General features: G+C 55.7%; 16 protein-coding genes. 14 read left to right on the top strand and 2 right to left on the bottom strand.

What is annotated here, in order from left to right; translation table 11 throughout:
- The first annotated feature begins 9 nt into the window (after positions 1-9).
- From IPM27_07110 to hemB, 9 genes are all read left to right on the top strand, one after another.
- On the top strand, positions 10-2,226 hold the full coding sequence (locus IPM27_07110; protein ID MBK9161319.1) for an LPS-assembly protein LptD: 2,217 nt from the start codon (positions 10-12) through the stop codon (positions 2,224-2,226).
- A gap of 56 nt (positions 2,227-2,282) precedes the next feature.
- On the top strand, positions 2,283-3,611 hold the full coding sequence (locus IPM27_07105; GenBank protein MBK9161318.1) for a peptidylprolyl isomerase: 1,329 nt from the start codon (positions 2,283-2,285) through the stop codon (positions 3,609-3,611).
- Positions 3,612-3,614: 3 nt separating this feature from the next.
- Positions 3,615-4,607 (top strand): 4-hydroxythreonine-4-phosphate dehydrogenase PdxA, encoded by a 993-nt coding sequence (gene pdxA, locus IPM27_07100; GenBank protein ID MBK9161317.1) that lies wholly within the window; start codon positions 3,615-3,617, stop codon positions 4,605-4,607.
- A gap of 80 nt (positions 4,608-4,687) precedes the next feature.
- Positions 4,688-5,476 carry a 16S rRNA (adenine(1518)-N(6)/adenine(1519)-N(6))-dimethyltransferase RsmA gene (gene rsmA, locus IPM27_07095; protein MBK9161316.1) on the top strand — a complete coding sequence of 263 codons (789 nt, stop codon included), beginning with the start codon at positions 4,688-4,690 and terminating at the stop codon, positions 5,474-5,476.
- Positions 5,477-5,518: 42 nt separating this feature from the next.
- The gene (locus IPM27_07090) at positions 5,519-6,358 is read left to right on the top strand and encodes a hydroxymethylpyrimidine/phosphomethylpyrimidine kinase (protein ID MBK9161315.1); all 840 of its coding nucleotides are present in this window, start codon (positions 5,519-5,521) and stop codon (positions 6,356-6,358) included.
- Positions 6,330-6,977 (top strand): thiamine phosphate synthase, encoded by a 648-nt coding sequence (locus IPM27_07085; protein ID MBK9161314.1) that lies wholly within the window; start codon positions 6,330-6,332, stop codon positions 6,975-6,977. The genes IPM27_07090 and IPM27_07085 overlap by 29 nt, the downstream gene beginning before the upstream one ends.
- Positions 6,974-8,257, top strand: coding sequence for a glutamate-1-semialdehyde 2,1-aminomutase (gene hemL / locus IPM27_07080; protein ID MBK9161313.1), 1,284 nt, complete (start codon positions 6,974-6,976; stop codon positions 8,255-8,257). Before IPM27_07085 ends, hemL begins: the two co-directional genes overlap by 4 nt.
- Positions 8,257-8,853 carry a YihA family ribosome biogenesis GTP-binding protein gene (locus IPM27_07075; GenBank protein MBK9161312.1) on the top strand — a complete coding sequence of 199 codons (597 nt, stop codon included), beginning with the start codon at positions 8,257-8,259 and terminating at the stop codon, positions 8,851-8,853. Before hemL ends, IPM27_07075 begins: the two co-directional genes overlap by 1 nt.
- A 161-nt stretch (positions 8,854-9,014) precedes the next feature.
- Positions 9,015-10,022 carry a porphobilinogen synthase gene (gene hemB, locus IPM27_07070; GenBank protein ID MBK9161311.1) on the top strand — a complete coding sequence of 336 codons (1,008 nt, stop codon included), beginning with the start codon at positions 9,015-9,017 and terminating at the stop codon, positions 10,020-10,022.
- A gap of 19 nt (positions 10,023-10,041) precedes the next feature.
- On the opposite strand, the gene IPM27_07065 is transcribed toward hemB, so the two are convergent.
- The gene (locus IPM27_07065) at positions 10,042-10,653 is read right to left on the bottom strand and encodes a hypothetical protein (GenBank protein MBK9161310.1); all 612 of its coding nucleotides are present in this window, start codon (positions 10,651-10,653) and stop codon (positions 10,042-10,044) included.
- Between the two features lie 9 nt (positions 10,654-10,662).
- Complete coding sequence (locus IPM27_07060; GenBank protein MBK9161309.1) at positions 10,663-12,987, bottom strand: penicillin-binding protein 1A; 2,325 nt, start codon at positions 12,985-12,987, stop codon at positions 10,663-10,665.
- 150 nt (positions 12,988-13,137) lie between these two features.
- On the opposite strand from IPM27_07060, the gene IPM27_07055 reads away from it, so the two are divergent.
- The 5 genes from IPM27_07055 to IPM27_07035 are packed head-to-tail and all read left to right on the top strand — an operon-like array spanning position 13,138 to position 18,044.
- On the top strand, positions 13,138-14,238 hold the full coding sequence (locus IPM27_07055; protein ID MBK9161308.1) for a pilus assembly protein PilM: 1,101 nt from the start codon (positions 13,138-13,140) through the stop codon (positions 14,236-14,238).
- On the top strand, positions 14,235-14,822 hold the full coding sequence (locus IPM27_07050) for a PilN domain-containing protein (GenBank protein ID MBK9161307.1): 588 nt from the start codon (positions 14,235-14,237) through the stop codon (positions 14,820-14,822). The genes IPM27_07055 and IPM27_07050 overlap by 4 nt, the downstream gene beginning before the upstream one ends.
- Before the next feature lie 5 nt (positions 14,823-14,827).
- On the top strand, positions 14,828-15,457 hold the full coding sequence (locus tag IPM27_07045) for a type 4a pilus biogenesis protein PilO (protein MBK9161306.1): 630 nt from the start codon (positions 14,828-14,830) through the stop codon (positions 15,455-15,457).
- A complete protein-coding gene (locus IPM27_07040; GenBank protein ID MBK9161305.1) occupies positions 15,454-15,963 on the top strand; it encodes a pilus assembly protein PilP in 510 nt (169 codons plus the stop codon). Before IPM27_07045 ends, IPM27_07040 begins: the two co-directional genes overlap by 4 nt.
- A gap of 14 nt (positions 15,964-15,977) precedes the next feature.
- Positions 15,978-18,044, top strand: a complete 2,067-nt coding sequence (locus IPM27_07035; GenBank protein MBK9161304.1) for a type IV pilus secretin PilQ — start codon at positions 15,978-15,980, stop codon at positions 18,042-18,044.
- Positions 18,045-18,088: the final 44 nt, after the last annotated feature.

The raw sequence follows: 18,088 nt of genomic DNA, 5'->3' as shown, positions 1-18,088 counted from the left end.
ACGATTCCCATGCGGTTTTGTCCCAAACCAATCGCATTTTCTTTGCTCTGCATTTTTGCGCATGACGCAGCCGCAGAGGCGGGTGCGTTCGCATTGCGCATGGACAGGACTTTCATGGCGATGGCCGATGCGGTGCAGGAAACGCCAGCGTTCCTGGATGCGGATGAGCTGACAGGCAAGAAGGAAGACCAGATCGAGGCGACGGGCAATGTGGTTTTGCGCAAACGCGGGCAGTCCATCCGTGCGGATCGCCTGCTGTATTTTCAAAATACGCAGGATCTGGATGCGCAAGGCGCAGTGGTGCTGGAGCAGGACGGCAATACCATGAGCGGGCCGTACCTGAAACTCAATCTGGACACCGGCATCGGCACCATGGAAAAACCGGTTTACCATCTGGTCGAGAACGATGGGCGCGGTTCCGCGGAAGTGATGCACTTCCATGACAAGCAGCACTACACGCTGGATAATGCGACCTACACCACTTGCCCGGTCGACGATCAGGACTGGCTGCTGAAGACGAACTGGCTGGAGATCGATCGCGAAACACATGTCGGCACGGCCCACCATGCGCGCGTCGAATTCATGGGGGTACCCATCCTTTATTCACCGTGGATGGACTTTCCGCTCAATGACCAGCGCAAGTCCGGTTTCCTGTCGCCGGTATTCGGCAGCACGAACAAGGGTGGCGGTGAATTGATGTTGCCGTATTACTGGAATATCGCGCCCAATCGTGACGCGACCATCGCGCCGCGCGTAATGGCCAGGCGCGGCGTGCTGCTCAACAACGAATTCCGTTATCTGGAGCCTGGTTATGGCGGTGAGCTGCACGTGGACTTATTGCCCAGCGATGCACTGACAAACCGCAGCCGTAGCCGCATTGCGCTGAAACACAACCAGGCGCTGGCAAGCAATCTGAACGGTTATGTCAATCTTAATCGCGTTTCGGACGATGCGTATTTCCGGGATCTGGCCGATTCGGTGAACACGACTTCGCAGGTCAACCTGATGCGCGAGGGGGTGTTGTCCTACAACGCAGGATGGTGGAATGCGGCAATGCGCGTGCAACGCTATCAGACCTTGCAGGATCCCGCTGCGCCGATCGGTGTGCCTTATGCGAGATTGCCGCAATTGACGGTGGCGGCGCAGCAGAATTATGGCGGCGCCAATCTGACCCTTGCCGGTGAGTTTGTCGATTTCAGCCATCCCACTGCGCTGAATGCCAAACGGCTGGTATTGAACCCCAGCGTCAGTTACCCGTTGTTGAGCGATCCGGCGTTCTATCTCACGCCGAAGATTGGCGTGCATAGCACCCACTATGCGATGGGGACGGGCAATAAGGCAGCCCTGCCAGACACCTCGCGCACCCTGCCGATCCTGAGCGTGGATAGCGGCGTCGCTTTTGAACGTGACTGGAACCTGTTCGGAAGCAACTATCTGCATACGCTCGAACCACGCGCTTTTTACGTGTATGTGCCGTACACCGATCAATCGCGCCTGCCCAATTTCGATTCGGCGCAGGCCGCGTTCAGTTTTACCCAGATGTTCACCGAAAACCGTTTCTTCGGGAGCGACCGTGTCGGTGACGCCAACCACATTACGCTGGCCATGACTTCGCGATTGCTGGACCTGGAGAATGGGAACGAGCGCCTCAAGGTAATGCTGGGTGAACGTTTCAGTTTCAGTTCGCCGCGCGTGAATCTGGTTGCGCCTGCCGTGAGCACCAATCGCTCGGACATATTGATGGGGATTTCCGGGCAGGTTACTCGTGCGTGGTCGCTGGATAGTGAATTCCAGTTCGATCCGAACCAGTCGCATACGCAACGCTACAACATCGCGGCACGCTACCGCCCCGAGGCGGGCAAGGCGCTTAACATGGGTTACCGTTTCCAGCGCAACACCTTGCGCCAGATCGACGTGTCCACGCAATGGCCGTTGTCCAGCCGCTGGCATGCGGTTGGCCGCTGGAATTATTCGTTGCAGGACGCGCGCATTTTGGATGCGATAGCCGGGCTTGAGTATAATCAAACCTGCTGGACGCTACGCTTTGTCGCGCAACGGTTTGCCACGGCCACGCAACAGGCCAATACCGGTCTGTTCGTGCAGCTTGAACTCAACGAGTTGGTCAAAGTGGGCTCCGATCCCTTGAATTTGCTTAAGCAGAGCGTGCCGGGCTATGCCAAGCTGAACGAAAAACCTGCCCGGAGTCCTTCGCGGGCGTTGCGCTGATTTAGAGAAAGAGAAGAATGCGAATAAACCTTCCGATGATGTGCTGTGCCTTGCTCATGCTACAACCGGCTTTTGCCGAGGATGGCTTGCCAGTCGAAGTAACGCAGGCCGTCATGCCGACACCCGCTGTCCCGCAGATAGATCCGCAAAAGCAGGTTGCAGTGATCGATTCGGTGGTCGCGGTGGTGAACGATGACGTTATTACCCGCCGTGAACTGAATGAGCGAGTGTGGGTGGCCGTGAGGCAGTTGCAAAAACAGGGCACGCCGTTACCTGAACCCAAGGTGCTCGAAAAGCAGATTCTCGAGCGCATGGTCGGCGATATGCTACAGGCGCAATTCGCACGGGAGAGCGGTGTGCGTGTGGATGATGCGCAACTGGATATGGCGATCACGCGCATCGCACAGCAGAACAATTTCCCGTCGCTGGCGGAATTCCGCAGCAAACTCGAGGCGGAAGGCGTGGATTTCAAGAGATTCCGCGAGGAGATCCGCAGTGAGATCATTTCGACGCGTTTGCGCGAGCGTGAGGTTGAAAGCAAGCTGATTGTCAGTGACACAGAAGTGGACAACTATCTCGCCAACAAGGCCAAACTGGGCGGCGAAACGGAAGAGTTCCATCTGGCGCACATTCTGGTGGTGGTGCCGGAACAGGCGAGTTCGGAAAAGATCCGGTCGGCGCGTGACAAGGCCGAGCAGGCCTTGAGTCAATTAAAGGATGGTGCTGACTTTGCGCAAGTGGCTGCCGGTTTTTCAGATGCCAAGGATGCTCTCAATGGTGGAGATCTTGGTTGGCGGCCCGGCGATCGTCTGCCGCCGCAATTTATGGACGAGTTGCAGAATATGCAACCCGGCCAGACGACCCGGGTGCTGCGTAGCCCGATCGGTTTCCACATCATCAAATTGATCGAGAGGCGTAGCGGGGGTACGGCGCCGGTCGTGATCGTCCAGACACATGCGCGGCATATTCTGATCAAGACCAGCGAGATCGTTTCGGAAAAGGAAGCCGGAGAAAGGCTGATGGAGATCAAACAACGCATAGAGAATGGTGCGGATTTTGCCGAACAGGCCAAGCGCTTCTCACAGGACGGCAGCGCGCAACAGGGCGGTGATCTGGGGTGGTTCTCGCCCGGCCAGACGGTGCCGGAATTCGAGGATGCGATGAACAGGCTGCAACCGGGTGCGATCGGCGTCGCGCAGTCGCAGTTCGGCTGGCATCTGATCCAGGTGCTGGAGCGGCGCAATGCCGATGTCAGCGAGCAACAGCGACGCCAGCAGGCACGCATGGCCATCGGTGCGTTCAAGTCTGACGAACTGTATCAGGACTGGTTGCGTCAATTGCGCGATCGAGCGTTCGTCGAATACCATCTCGAAGAGAACAATTGACCGTTGGACACTCAGTCAGCACCGCTCGTCATTACATCGGGGGAGCCTGCGGGTATCGGCCCGGATCTTTGCGCCAGACTTTCGGCTATTCCGCCTGAAATCCCGTTCGTTGTCATTGCCGACAAGGCGTTGTTGCGGCAACGCGCTGCCCGGCAGGGTATCGACATACAGGTATGTGACTTTGTGGCCGGCCAGGAACGGTCATGCCAGCCCAATGTTCTCCCTGTGATTCATGTTCCACTTGCTGCTCCATGTCAGGCTGGTGTGTTGGATGCGGCGAATAGCGGGTATGTACTGGCAATGCTGCGCCGCGCTGTGCAGGGGTGTGTCACGGGTGAGTTCTCGGGGATCGTGACAGCTCCGGTACACAAGGGTGTCATCAACGATGCCGGGATATCGTTCACCGGTCACACCGAGTTCCTTGCCGACTTGAGCCATACGCCGCTGGTGGTAATGATGCTGGTCGGGGGCGGAATGCGCGTGGCGCTGGCAACGACCCATCTTCCGCTGAGTGAAGTGCCGGCCGCAATTACGGCGCAGCGGCTGGAGGATGTGTTGCGCATCGTTCACGGCGATCTGATGCATCGTTTCGGCATTGGCCACCCGCGAATCCTGGTGGCGGGGCTGAATCCGCATGCAGGTGAGGGCGGCTATCTGGGTCGCGAGGAAATCGACGTGATGATCCCGGTGCTGGACAAGTTGCGCGCCGGGGGGCTGGATGTGAGCACGCCATTGCCTGCCGATACTTTATTTATCCCGGAGAAGCTGGCGCAGTGCGATTGCGTGCTGGCGATGTATCACGACCAGGGGTTGCCGGTATTGAAGCATGCCAGCTTCGGGCGGGGCGTGAATGTAACCCTGGGCTTGCCATTCATCCGCACTTCGGTGGATCACGGTACGGCGCTCGATCTGGCCGGGACCGGCAAGGCCGATAGCGGCAGCTTGCTGGAAGCGATTAGAGTGGCTGAAGAGATGGTACGGCATGAATCAAAATAAACCGTTGTCCATGAAATGCACGAACAATCGTGTCGATTTGTTTCGTGCTTTTCGTGAGCTTCGTGGACTGATGGTTTGAAATGAATCACAAGGCAAAAAAGAACTTCGGACAGAACTTTCTCATCGACCAGAACATCATCGCCGGCATTGTGCTCGCTATCCGCCCGGAACCCGATGACAATATGGTCGAGATTGGTCCCGGTCTGGGCGCGTTGACCAGGCCGTTGCTGGAACGCCTGAAGCATCTGCATGTTGTGGAGATCGATCGCGATATCATTGCGCGGCTGGAGCGCGATTACCCTCAAGCCGATCCGGAAACCAGATTGACGGTGCATGCCGGCGATGCGCTCGATTTCGATTTCGCGACATTGCCAGCCCCGTTACGCATCGTCGGCAACTTGCCCTACAACATTTCTTCCCCGCTGCTGTTCCATTTCGCCGGTTATGCGGAGCGCGTCACCGACATGCATTTCATGTTGCAGAACGAGGTGGTGCAGCGCATGGTCGCCGGGCCCTCCACCCCGGAATACGGACGGCTGTCGGTGATGCTGCAATATCGTTTCCAAATGGAAAAACTGATGGACGTACCGCCGCAATCGTTTCGCCCCGCCCCCAAGGTCGATTCCGCCGTGGTGCGCATGATCCCGTTGCCTGCGGACGAAATCGTTGTAAGCGACGAAAAACTTTTTGCGGAGATCGTCAGGATGGCCTTCGGCCAGCGGCGCAAGACCCTGCGCAATACCCTGCGTGCTTATCTGGACGAAAGTGATTTCGCGGCATTGTGTCTGGATGCGCAATTGCGTGCCGAAAACCTTGCGGTCGCGGAATTTGCGCAGATCGCCAATTATCTGGGTAAGCGGATAGGTTAGAATGACCACCCCCATACAATTGCTCATCCCATCACCTTGCCCATGTCCGATACCTTTCCGTTGGTAATGAGTTTTGCTGCAACCGATCCTAGCGGCGGCGCAGGTTTGCAGGCCGATATGCTGACCATTTCCAGCATGGGCTGTCATGCGTTGTCGGTGGTCACGGCCATTACCGTGCAGGATACCAGCGGGGTGGACGATGTATTGCCGATCGATCCAGACTGGGTGGTAGACCAAGCGCGTGCCATGCTTGAAGACGTGCCGGTGGCGGCGTTCAAGATCGGGTTGCTCGGTAGCGTGGAAAATATCGCGGCCATCGCCGAGGTGTTGGCGGACTATCCGGATATTCCACTCGTGCTCGATCCGGTGCTTTCTTCTGGTCGCGGTGACGAATTGGCAAACGAGGACATGCTTGATGCGATGCGCGAATTGCTGATTCCACAAACGACCATCATCACGCCGAACAGCATGGAGGCGCGGCGTATTGCATTGAACGACGATGACGAAGACGACGACCCTACCCTCGAAGAATGCGCCAAGCGAATTTTGGCGATGGGTTGCGAGTATGTGCTGATCACCGGCACGCACGAGCAGACGCCGAAAGTTATCAACACCCTGTATGGCGAACGCGGCGTATTGCGTAGCGACAGCTGGGCACGTCTGCCGGGGATCTACCATGGATCGGGTTGCACCATGGCTTCGGCGATTGCAGCCTTGCTGGCGCAGGATGTGGATGTGGCGGAAGCCGTCAGGGAGGCGCAGGAGTACACCTGGCAGACCTTGAGCGCAGGCTTTCGTCCCGGCATGGGGCAATTTATACCGGATCGCCTGTTCTGGGCGCGTGGCGAAGAGGATGAACAGCAATCCGAACGCCCGAATTAGCGGTCTGTATGCCGTCACGCCGGATGAAGCGGATACGGCGGAGTTGTTGCGCAAAGTACGGCTGGCTTTATTGGGCGGAGCGCGCGTGTTGCAGTATCGCAACAAATGCGCCGACGATATATTGCGCCTGGAGCAGGCAGCTGCGCTACGCAAACTGACAAACGAGTTCTCGGCAACATTCATCATCAACGATGATGTGTCGCTGGCCTTGCAAGTGGATGCGGCTGGCGTGCATCTGGGCAGCAAGGATGGGAGTGTGGCGGCGGCGCGATCATTGCTGGGTGACAATAAGATCATTGGCGTGTCTTGTTATAATCGCGCGCCACTGGCGCTTGAGGCAGAGCGACAGGGCGCGGATTACGTGGCATTCGGCGCGTTCTTCCCATCCGGCATCAAACCGGGTGCGGTGAAGGCGGAAGTGCAGTTGCTGCAAACGACACGCCCCGAATTGATTTTGCCCATCGTTGCCATCGGCGGCATTACGACGGAAAACGGCAGGGTACTGGTCGAAGCCGGCGCTGATGCGCTGGCGGTAATCTCGGCGTTGTGGAATGCACCGGATATTGAGGCCGTCGCACAGGAATTCTCAAAACTTTTCAGCAGGAAATTAAGGACATGACTTCGCATAATCAGGAACTATTCGACGAATCCCAGAAGATCATCCCCGGCGGCGTGAATTCGCCGGTGCGTGCATTCAAGTCGGTCGGCGGCACACCGCTCTTTTTTAAGCGCGGACATGGCGCCTACGTATGGGATGCGGATGACAAGCGTTATATCGATTACGTGAATTCCTGGGGGCCGATGATTGTTGGGCACTGTCACCCCGAGGTAGTAAAAGCTGTGCAGGCTGCCGCTGCCGAAGGGTTGGGTTTCGGTGCGCCGACCGCTGCCGAGCTGGAGATCGCCGAGGAGTTGTGCAGGATTCTGCCGTCACTGGAGATGGTGCGTCTGGTCAGTTCCGGCACCGAGGCGACGATGACGGCGATCCGTCTGGCGCGCGGCTTCACCGGCCGTTCGCGCATCATCAAATTCGAAGGATGCTACCACGGCCATTCCGACGGTCTGCTGGTCAAGGCTGGTTCCGGCGCACTGACCTTCGGCCAGCCCAGTTCTTCCGGCGTGCCTGCCGAAATCGCCGCGCTGACCACGGTGCTGGATTACAACGACGCGGCGGGTCTGGAGAAGGCATTCGCCGAATTCGGTAACGAGATTGCGGCAGTGATCGTCGAGCCGGTTGCGGGCAACATGAACCTCATCCTGCCCAAGCGCGAATTCCTCGATGCGATGCGCAATCTGTGCACCAAGTATGGCGCGGTGCTGATCCTGGACGAGGTGATGTCCGGTTTCCGCGTAGGCCTGCAAGGTGCGCACGGCCACTTCGGTATCAAGCCGGACCTGATCACGCTGGGCAAGGTGATGGGCGGTGGCTTGCCCGCCGCCGCGTTCGGCGGTCGCCGCGACATCATGCAATGCCTCGCGCCGCTGGGCGCGGTGTACCAAGCCGGCACACTGTCCGGCAACCCGGTCGCGGTGGCTGCCGGGTTGACCACGCTGAAATTGGTGCAGGCTCCGGGCTTCTACGAGCGCCTGACGAAGAGCGCCAAAGACATGACCGAAGGTATCGCCGCGAGTGCGAAGAAGCACGGCATCCCGTTCAGCGCGCAGTCCATCGGCAGCATGTTCGGTCTGTATTTCAGCGAGCAGGCGCCGACCAGCTATGCCGAGGTGATGGCCAGCGACAAGGCAGCGTTCAACCGCTTCTTCCACGCGATGTTGGCAGAGGGTGTGTACCTTGCGCCGTCTGCGTTCGAGGCCGGCTTCGTGTCTGCCGCGCACAGCGATGCGGACATCGCGGCGACCGTCGCCGCCGCTGACAGAGTCTTCGCGGCCTGGAAATAATGGGCCTCTTCTCCCAAGCGAAGTTCTACACCACCGTCAATCACTTGAAAGACTTGCCGCATCATGGCGGCAGGGAAGTTGCGTTCGTCGGACGTTCCAATGCGGGCAAGTCGAGTGCCATCAACACGCTGGCCAACCACACAAGGCTGGCATTCACCAGCAAAACGCCGGGGCGTACCCAGCACATCAATTTTTTCGAGTTGGGCAACGATTGTTTTCTGGTGGATTTGCCCGGTTATGGCTACGCCAAGGTGCCGCCCGATGTTCAGGCGCACTGGGAGCAATTGCTGGGACAGTATTTGCAGACACGCCAGGAACTGGCCGGCTTGGTGGTGATCATGGATGCGCGGCATCCTCTGACCGAGCGGGATCAGGGTATGCTGGACTGGTTTGCGCCGACCGGGAAACCCGTCCATATCCTGCTTACCAAATCTGACAAGCTGAGTCGCCAGCAGGCCATGTTGACCCTGAATCGCGTAAAATCCCATCTTGTAGAGTATTTTCCACAATGTTCCGTACAACTGTTCTCCAGCTTGAAAAAGCTGGGTATGGAAGAAGCTGAGGGAGTGATTGCCGGTTGGATGAAAAACCAATAGGCAAAAAAATGCCCCCGGATGAACCGGGGGCAAACATCTTAACAGGGTTAAGATTCACGCTCAGGGAGGAGAAACGTGGAATGATTCATCATCATTCACAGCGTCAGATAAGCAATTTCTAAAATGGTTCCATGGAAATCACTTTAATTTTAGGATAAATCATGCAAACACTCGGCCAATACCCACAAACCAGAATGCGCCGGATGCGCCGCGATAAGTTCTCGCGGGACTTGATGTGTGAGCATGTGCTCACACCGTCAGACCTTATTTACCCGGTTTTTGTGCTGGAGGGCAAAAGCAGGATCGAGGAGGTGAGATCCATGCCGGGTGTGCAGCGCAAGACGCTTGACCTTTTGCTGAAAGATGCTGAGCAATGCATGAAACTGGGTGTACCGGTGATGGCGATCTTCCCGGTCATCGATGCGTCGTTGAAAAGCCTGGAAGCCGAAGAGGCCTTCAATCCTGAAGGATTGGTGCCGCGCGTGGTGGCCGAACTGAAGAAGAGTTTCCCGGAGTTGGGCGTGATGACGGACATCGCGCTTGACCCCTACACCAGTCACGGACAGGACGGCCTGATCGATGACGGAGGATATGTGCTGAATGAAGAAACGGTCGAGGTGTTGTGCAAACAGGCGCAAGCTCATGCCGCAGCTGGGGCGGACATCGTTGCGCCGTCAGATATGATGGATGGGCGTATCGGTGCGGTGCGTAGCGCGCTGGATGAGAAAAACCAAATCCACACCCGCATCATGGCCTATTCGGCCAAATACGCTTCCAGTTTCTATGGCCCGTTCCGCGATGCGGTGGGTTCCAGTGCCAATCTTGGTTCCGGCAACAAGTACACCTACCAGATGGATCCCGCCAATTCAGACGAAGCGCTATGGGAGGTCGGACTCGATCTGCAGGAAGGCGCGGACATGGTAATGGTCAAGCCGGGTATGCCCTACCTCGACATCGTGCGTCGCGTGAAGGACGAGTTCAAGGCACCGACCTTTGTCTATCAGGTGAGCGGCGAATACGCGATGCTGAAGGCTGCAGCACAGAATGGCTGGCTGAATGAAGAAGCGTGCGTGCTGGAAGCGTTGCTGGCGTTCAAACGGGCCGGGGCGGATGGTATATTGACGTACTTTGCGCTGGATGCGGCGAAGTGGCTGAAAGCCCATGGCTAGCGCCGTTGTCACTGGTGAGCTATCCGTCTTCCGGTTCGTCATCCAATAATTTTTCTATTGCCGCGATATCCGCGTGGGTCTCCGGGTGTCGGCTACCGCTGTGGCGGGCGTTTTCGGGCAGTACGACGATGTGTATCTGGAGGCCTGATTCGCCGGTCAGCGTGTAGCTTGGCACGGTCTCTTCGCGTCCGCATATCCGCGCTCTCCATTCGCCACCTTCGAATCCGATGTCGTGCTTGAGCAGAAACAGCAATACGGCCTTGGTATCATCGGAAAACAGCATCAGATTGATGTCTGAATGTATGCCTGCTGTTCCGCTCAGCACCGAACCCGTGAGATACGGGTTGAATTGGGCTAACGGGCGCATGGCGGCAAGAGCTTCTTTGCGTAACTGATGCAAAATGCCGGGGTGGCTGTCGTGCTGGTAAAGCGCGCGATAGCTGTGCAATGCATCTTCCACCTCCAGATTGCTCGGCAGGTGTTGCGTGTCTTCAGCCCCAAGTTGCCGCGCAGCCTTGCGTTTGGCAAAAGCAAAATCCGTAATGCCTCCCTCGGCCATCAGTTGGGCAGCCCGATGAGCAAGTCGATCGCGCATGTGATTGTGCTTTGGGGGATGTTCCTTGTCGTTCATCTTCCAGGGTCAGAGCAATTGGTCCTTGATAATATCCGACGGTTTGGCTTCCTCGGCGGTCGAGGGCATAGCCTGTTCACCCGGAAGGCTTTCTTCGTAAAAATATTCGACTAATTCACCAGTTTCATCACGATATCCGGCCTCATTGATACGCGCTGCGACCATGGCATCGGGCATGCTATAGACGGCTTGCGGCACATCCTTGAGAACCTTTTCCATGTAGTCGACCCATATCGGCAACGCCGCGCCACCGCCGGTTTCCCTGTCACCCAGACTGTGCGGTTGGTCAAATCCCATCCACGAGATGCCCACGATGGTGGGCTGGAAGCCGCAGAACCATGCGTCTACCGAGTCGCTGGTGGTGCCTGTCTTCCCGGCAAGATCCTGACGCCCAAGCTGCATGGCGCGAATGGCGGTGCCATGCTTGACTACATCCTGCATCATGCTGACCATGGAAAAGGCATTGCGTACATCAATTACCTGAGCCGCATCTTCGCCTGCGACAACGGGAGTGGTTCTGCTGAGCACATTGCCACGAGCGTCCTCGATACGATCAATGAAGTATGGGTTGACACGAAAGCCTCCATTGGCGAAAACGGAATAGCCGGTGAGCATCTGCAACGGCGTTACCGATCCGGCACCCAACGCCATGGTCAGGTAAGGCGGGTGTTTGTCGGCATCGAATCCGAACTTGGTGATGTAGTCCTGAGCATATTGCGGCGTGATCGATTGCAATATCCGTATGGAAACCAGGTTCTTGGATTTGGTCAGTGCCTGGCGCATGCGCATCGGGCCAGCGAATTCGCCGTCGTAGTTTTTTGGCTGCCAAGGCTCGCTGCCAGTTTGCTCGGCATCAAAAAACAAGGGGGCATCATTGATCACGGTTGCGGGGGTAAAGCCTTTCTCGATTGCTGCGGAATAGACGAAAGGCTTGAGGCTGGAACCGGGCTGCCGCCATGCTTGCGTGATATGGTTGAACTGGTTGCTATTGAAGTCGAAGCCGCCGATTAGAGATCGGATCGCGCCATTTCTTGGATCGCCGGAAACAAAGGCTGCTTCGACCTGGGGCAATTGGCTGACCTGCCATATGTTTTTATCGTCTTTTTGCAACCGTATGATGGAACCGACATTGATGCGCTGGTTCAGGGCAACCTTGTTGCCCAAGGCGCGTTGAACGAAGCGTAACGCGGCACCCTTGACTTCAGCTATTTCCCCGCCCTTGCAATATGCGCGAATCAGCTTGGGCGAGGCTGCCAGAACAACAGCAGGAATCAAATCGTCACTGTCGGCGATATCCTGCAGCGCCTCTTCCAATTGCTCATCACTGCCGCCCTTGGGCAAGGCGATGAAGCCCTCCGGCCCGCGGTAACCATGGCGCCGGTCATATTCCAGCACCCCTTTGCGAACTGCATGATAGGCGGCAATCTGGTCTTGTTGCAGAATCGTGGTGTAGACCTTCAGGCCCTGCGTATATGCATCATCTTGGTATTTTTCGTAAACAATCTGACGGACCATTTCCGAAACGTAATCTGCTTTGATATCGGATGTCTGAAAGCCGGGTTGGCGATAGGCACGCTTGGTTACCACGGACTGCTGCTGTGCGGCCTGTAATTGGTCGTCGTCAATAAAACGGAGCTCATGCATGCGTCGCAGAACGTAAAGCTGTCTCAGTTTGGCGCGCTTCGGGTTGACCACGGGATTATATGAAGAGGGCGCTTTGGGCAGTCCGGCAAGCATGGCAGCTTCGGCAAGCGTGATTTTTGCGAGAGGTTTGCCAAAGTAGACCTGCGCCGCAGCAGCAAAGCCGTACGCACGCTGGCCGAGGTAAATCTGGTTGAAGTACAACTGAAGAATTTCATCTTTGCTCAAATTGTGTTCGATTTTGAAAGCGAGCAACATTTCGTTGAATTTGCGGGTCATGGTTTTTTCTTTGGAAAGAAAAAAGTTGCGTGCGACTTGCATGGTAATTGTGCTGGCCCCCTGTTTTGCGCCGCCAGATGTGAAATTCGAGATCGCTGCGCGTATCACGCCCTTGTAATCTACGCCGCCATGCTCATAGAATCGATCATCCTCGGCGGCGAGGATGGCATTTTTCATCACATCGGGCACCTCGGAGATTTTGACGAGCGCACGCCGCTCCTCACCGAATTCGCCGAGCAATATGCCTTCGGCGCTATAAATGCGAAGTGGAACCTTGGGCCGATAATCGGTAAGTGTTTCCAGTGAAGGCAGCGCCGGATAAGCCAGCATGACAGCCAGCGCAAGCAATATGGCGGGGAGTATGAATAAGGCCAGCACGACAAGAAACGGTGAGAGCCAACGGCGGGAAGGCATAGGCAGTTGTCCTGAACAAAATGAGAAAGATGTAGCGCGCCAAATTATATCGGCTGCGTTGAGAAAACACCCCCCAAAAAATAGCTTTACACGATTTATAGTTATTGCTAGGATTTAAACCACTTTATATAAAGAAGCTGTAAACGGCCTATGCTTAAAGTAAATTTCGATATTCCGTTGGACTTTTTACAGACTACTTCACCGCCGTTGATTGGCGTGGATATCAGTTCGTCGTCTGTCAAAATGGTCGAATTGAGCGAGGCGCCAAAAAAAGGCGGGTACATAGTTGAGCGATATGCCATCGAGCCTTTGCCTAAAGATTCCGTCAGCGACGGAAACATCAACAATCTAGATGCAGTTTCAGAAAGCTTGCAACGTGCGTGGAAGCGTTTGGGAAGCCGTATCAAAAATGTCGGCTTGGCACTGCCTGCTGCCGCCGTGATTACCAAGAAGATTCTGTTGCCTACAGGTTTGCGTGAAGAAGACTTGGAGTATCAGGTCGAGTCTGAGGCGAACCAGTACATTCCCTTTGCGCTTGAAGAGGTCAATCTCGATTTTCAGGTCATCGGCCCTGCGCCCGGGAGTGCAGAGGAAATTGAGGTGTTGCTGGCAGCTTCGCGCAAAGCCAATGTTGAAGATCGGGTTGCGGCCGCACAAGCTGCCGGTTTGCGGGCAGTTGTCGTGGATGTCGAGCCGTATGCAGCCGAGATGGCCTTTGAGCAGATCAGCGCGCAACTGCCGGACGGTGCGCAAGACAAATGCGTGGCACTGGTTGATATTGGCGCAAATGTAATGAGCATCAATGTATTGCGTAATGGACAATCGGTGTATGCAAGAGATCAGCAGGTTGGCGGAGATCAGTTGACCCAGCAGATTCAGGCGATGTTCGGCTTGTCTGCCGAGGAAGCCGAGTCGGCCAAACGTAATGGTGGACTTCCGGATAACTATGAGAGTGATGTGTTGTCACCCTTCCGTGAGAACGTGGTGATGGAAATTGCGCGGGCCCTGCAATTCTTTTTCACCTCGACCCAGTACAATGAGGTCGATTACATCATATTGGCAGGCGGCTGTGCGGTATTGCCCGGTCTGGACGATGCGGTGGCGACGCGCACCCAAGTAAGCACCATGGTTGCAAATCCATTCGCCCTGATGACACTTTCGAGCCGCATCAAACCCAGACAGTTACAGGCTGACGCGCCATCGTTAATCATCGCTTGCGGCTTGGCAATGCGGAGGTTCGACCCATCATGATACGCATTAACTTATTGCCTCACCGCGCAGAAAAACGCCGCGCCCGTCAAGTCCAGTTTGCTGCGCTAAGCGTGGTTTCGGTGGTGCTTGGCGCGGTGTTGGTCGGTTTTGTGCACGTGGCGATTGGCACCCAGATATCCTATCAGGAAAGGCGCAACGAGTACCTGAAGACAGAAACGGCGGTTCTGGACAAGCAGATAGAGGAAATCAAGAAATTGCGCGAACAGACGCAATCCTTGCTGGCTCGCAAGAATGTTGTGGAGGCGCTGCAAAGCACGCGTTCCGATGTGGTGCATTTGCTTGACCAGATGTTGCGCATATTGCCGGATGGGGTTTATCTGAAAACGCTCAAGCAGACAGGCAACCAGATCAACCTGGTCGGCTATGCGCAGTCAAATGCGCGCATATCCACGTTGATGCGGGCCATTGATACTTCACCATGGCTGGATTCCCCTTCGCTGGTGGAGATACATGCTACCAGCGCAAACGGCATGCGGGTAAGCGAGTTTACGCTTAGATTCAACTTGACCAAGCAGAGTGCAGAAACAGATGGCTCTGCTCAACCAACCGGCAAAAAGGGCTGAGCGTCATGATGAACCTTGATGATCTGAAGAATTTAAATCCCAAGAATCCGGGATCATGGCCTTGGTTGGCAAAACTTATCGCCTTTGGTTTGTTGTTCCTTGGGGTGGTTGTTGCAGGCGCTTTGCTTGATTGGCAGGAACAGTGGGAAAAGCTGCAAACCATCAAAAAAGAAGAGGGCAGTCTAAAAGAGACCTATTTGAGCAAGAAAAAAGAAGCAATCAACCTGGATTTGATCAAGAAGCAGTTGACCGAAACACAGGAGTCCTTTGGCGCATTGCTCAAGCAGTTGCCCAGCAAGTCGGAAATGGATGCCTTGCTGACGGATATCAACCAGGCAGGTTTGGGTCGCGGCTTGCAATTTGAATTATTTCGCCCGGGTGGTGAGACAGTGAATGGCGCATTTGCCGAGCAGCCGATCACGATCAAGGTGACCGGGAATTATGATGATATAGGCAAGTTTTCCAGTGATATTGCGATGTTGCCGCGAATAGTCACGCTCAATAACATTTCCATCAATCCTGTAGCGAATGGATTGTCCATGGATGCTATTGCAAAGACCTTCCGCTATTTGGATGAGAACGAGATGGCGGCCCAGAAGAGGCCGGCCAAGAAATCCGGGGGGGCGAAGAAATGAGATTGATTTGTCTTGCGCTGTTATCTTTATTGTTGGCCGGGTGTGGCGGCGAAGAGTTCCAGGATCTGCGCGATTTCGTCAAGAATGCGGGAGCGGATATGCGCGGCAAGATTCCCCCTCCGCCCGAAGTAAGGCCTTACGAGCCTTTTGCCTATAGCAACGACGAGAACCTTTCCGATCCGTTCAAGCCCCGCAAACCGGATTTGCGTTCCGGGGGGAATGCCGGACTTAATCAGCCGGACCTGGATCGTCCAAAGGAGGCGCTGGAGGAATTCCCGCTCGAAGGCCTCAAAATGGTCGGTTACCTTTATCAGGATAAGGTCGGATATGGGATCATCCGGGCTCCTGACGGGAAGTTGCACAGGGTCAAGGCAGGCAACTATATCGGATTGAACTTCGGTTTGATAGAAGAGATTTCGGATACCGGGATGATGGTTAAAGAAGTGGTGCAAGATAGCGCCGGTGACTGGTCTGAACGCATGAGCAGCCTGCAATTACTTGAATGATTCGGGAGTGAGATATGAAACAGCTTAATAACATGGTCAGAGACATGGGTCGTATGCTCGCCGTATGCGTCGTTTTCGGTACGTTGTGCGCTCAGGCGCAGGCCGAAACGCAGAACAGCATTACCGCACTGAACGTCGGTAGCGCAAGCGACGGGACAACGGTCATCAGGGTTGACCTGACGCAGCCGCTGGCGAATGTGCCGCGAGATTTTACGATCAATACGCCACCGCGTATTGCGCTGGACTTTCCCAATACGTCTAACGGCTTGGGGGAGTCGGTCAAGAATTTCAATCAAGGGGATTTGCGCAGTGCGAATATCGTCCAGGCAGGCAGCCGTACGCGCCTTGTGATCAATCTTGGCCAGATGCTCCCTTACAATACCAAGATCGAAGGCAACAGCCTGCTGATTACTTTGCAGGGCAAGGCGTCAAGTGTGGCTGCGAGTGACGGGGCCTCTCGTTTTACGGAGGCTAGCCCCGAAGCACAGAAACACACCTTGCGCGACATCGAATTTCATCGCGGGAAAGACGGTGAAGGGCGTGTGCAGGTCGATCTGTCTGATTCCGGGATCGGTATAGATATACGCCAGCAGGGTACCGCCCTGATCGTGGATTTCCTGAAGACCAGTCTGCCGCGTAATTTGCAACGCAAGTTGGATGTGGTCGATTTTGCGACTCCGGTGCAAGGTGTAGATACCTTTGCGCAGGGGGACGGAGTGCGCATGGTGATCGAACCGAAGGGGCAATGGGAACATGCTGCATACCAGGCCGACAATAAATTCATCGTGGAGGTGAAGCCGGTTGTCGATGACCCAAGCAAGCTGACCAAGAGCGGCCAGACTGGCTATGCGGGCGAAAAATTGACGCTCAACTTCCAGAAGATCGATGTGCGCGAAGCGCTGAATGTGATTGCTGATTTCACCGAACTGAATATGGTAATCAGCGATACGGTGAGCGGCAATTTGACGTTGCGCCTGAAAGATGTCCCTTGGGATCAGGCGCTGGATATTATCCTGCAGAGTCGCGGTCTGGATATGCGCAAGAACGGCAACGTGATCCAGGTGGCCCCCCGCGAAGAGATTGCGGCCAAGGAAAAAATCAATCTGGCCGCGAAACAGGAAATATCGGATCTGGAGCCGTTGCGTACCGAGAGTTTCCAACTCAGCTATCAGACCGTGTCCGAAATGATCAAGCTGCTGACGGACGCCAAACAGCCCATCCTGTCGAAACGCGGGAGCGCTGTATCCGATCCGCGCACAGGAACCATATTCGTGCAGGATACGCCAACGCGTCTTGAGGAAGTGCGCAAGATCATCAAGCAGATCGACGTGCCGGTAAGACAGGTGCTGATCGAGGCGCGCTTTGTCTCCGCAACCGATGATTTCAATCGGACCCTGGGTGGTAGACTGGGCTATACCGGGCCTGCAGTCGGCCCGAACGCAGGCTTTGCAGTGGGGGGCAATGTTCCTACTGCAACGCGCGGGGTAGTTGATGGCAATGTGAACTTGCCCGGGGCGGCAAGCGGAATGGGCGGGTTGACACTGTCGCTGTTCAATCCGCTGGCGACCAAGGTGTTGACGCTGGAATTGGCTGCTTCCGAACTGGACGGCAAGACCAAAAACATCGCCAGCCCGCGTGTGGTGACAAAGGATAAGGTCGCCGCCAAGATATCATCCGGAACGCAGATACCGTATCAGGCGGCCACCAGCAGCGGTGCAACCAGCGTTTCGTTCAAGGACGCGACACTGAGCCTTTCTGTTACGCCACAGATCACGCCGGATGACCATATCAACATGAAGGTATCCGCCAATCAGGATACGGTCGGCGCGGTTTATGGTGGCGTGCCAAGCATCAATACCAAAACAGTTGATACGGAAGTGTTGGTCGAGAATGGCGGGACGGTCGTAATCGGCGGTGTGTTCACTCAGACGGTAGGAGATTCCACACAGAAAGTACCGTTGCTGGGTGATATACCCGTTGTCGGCTGGCTGTTCAAGAACAACGTCAAGAGCGACGCCAAATCAGAGTTGCTGATATTTATCACGCCCAAGATCATGAGCGATGAGATGAACCTGCGTTGATTGCGCGGTTTAGCCAAACATGAGCCCGGCACAGTCCGGGCTTT

The organism is Nitrosomonadales bacterium (assembly GCA_016716325.1).
GTDB lineage: Bacteria > Pseudomonadota > Gammaproteobacteria > Burkholderiales > Gallionellaceae > Gallionella.
The sequence above is the reverse complement of the archived record's forward strand: the minus strand, read 5'-3'. Positions and strand labels throughout refer to the sequence as shown.

What these genes read in the sequence shown, in the direction of transcription:
- IPM27_07050 (MBK9161307.1), top strand. Translation starts at nt 14,235, where the DNA reads ATGATACGCATTAACTTATTGCCTCACCGCGCAGAAAAACGCCGCGCC.
- IPM27_07110 (MBK9161319.1), top strand. Translation starts at nt 10, where the DNA reads ATGCGGTTTTGTCCCAAACCAATCGCATTTTCTTTGCTCTGCATTTTT.
- IPM27_07105 (MBK9161318.1), top strand. Translation starts at nt 2,283, where the DNA reads ATGCTACAACCGGCTTTTGCCGAGGATGGCTTGCCAGTCGAAGTAACG.
- IPM27_07040 (MBK9161305.1), top strand. Translation starts at nt 15,454, where the DNA reads ATGAGATTGATTTGTCTTGCGCTGTTATCTTTATTGTTGGCCGGGTGT.
- IPM27_07090 (MBK9161315.1), top strand. Translation starts at nt 5,519, where the DNA reads ATGTCCGATACCTTTCCGTTGGTAATGAGTTTTGCTGCAACCGATCCT.
- rsmA (MBK9161316.1), top strand. Translation starts at nt 4,688, where the DNA reads ATGAATCACAAGGCAAAAAAGAACTTCGGACAGAACTTTCTCATCGAC.
- IPM27_07065 (MBK9161310.1), bottom strand. Translation starts at nt 10,653, where the DNA reads ATGAACGACAAGGAACATCCCCCAAAGCACAATCACATGCGCGATCGA.
- IPM27_07060 (MBK9161309.1), bottom strand. Translation starts at nt 12,987, where the DNA reads ATGCCTTCCCGCCGTTGGCTCTCACCGTTTCTTGTCGTGCTGGCCTTA.
- IPM27_07045 (MBK9161306.1), top strand. Translation starts at nt 14,828, where the DNA reads ATGATGAACCTTGATGATCTGAAGAATTTAAATCCCAAGAATCCGGGA.
- hemL (MBK9161313.1), top strand. Translation starts at nt 6,974, where the DNA reads ATGACTTCGCATAATCAGGAACTATTCGACGAATCCCAGAAGATCATC.
- IPM27_07075 (MBK9161312.1), top strand. Translation starts at nt 8,257, where the DNA reads ATGGGCCTCTTCTCCCAAGCGAAGTTCTACACCACCGTCAATCACTTG.
- IPM27_07055 (MBK9161308.1), top strand. Translation starts at nt 13,138, where the DNA reads ATGCTTAAAGTAAATTTCGATATTCCGTTGGACTTTTTACAGACTACT.
- hemB (MBK9161311.1), top strand. Translation starts at nt 9,015, where the DNA reads ATGCAAACACTCGGCCAATACCCACAAACCAGAATGCGCCGGATGCGC.
- IPM27_07035 (MBK9161304.1), top strand. Translation starts at nt 15,978, where the DNA reads ATGAAACAGCTTAATAACATGGTCAGAGACATGGGTCGTATGCTCGCC.
- IPM27_07085 (MBK9161314.1), top strand. Translation starts at nt 6,330, where the DNA reads ATGAACAGCAATCCGAACGCCCGAATTAGCGGTCTGTATGCCGTCACG.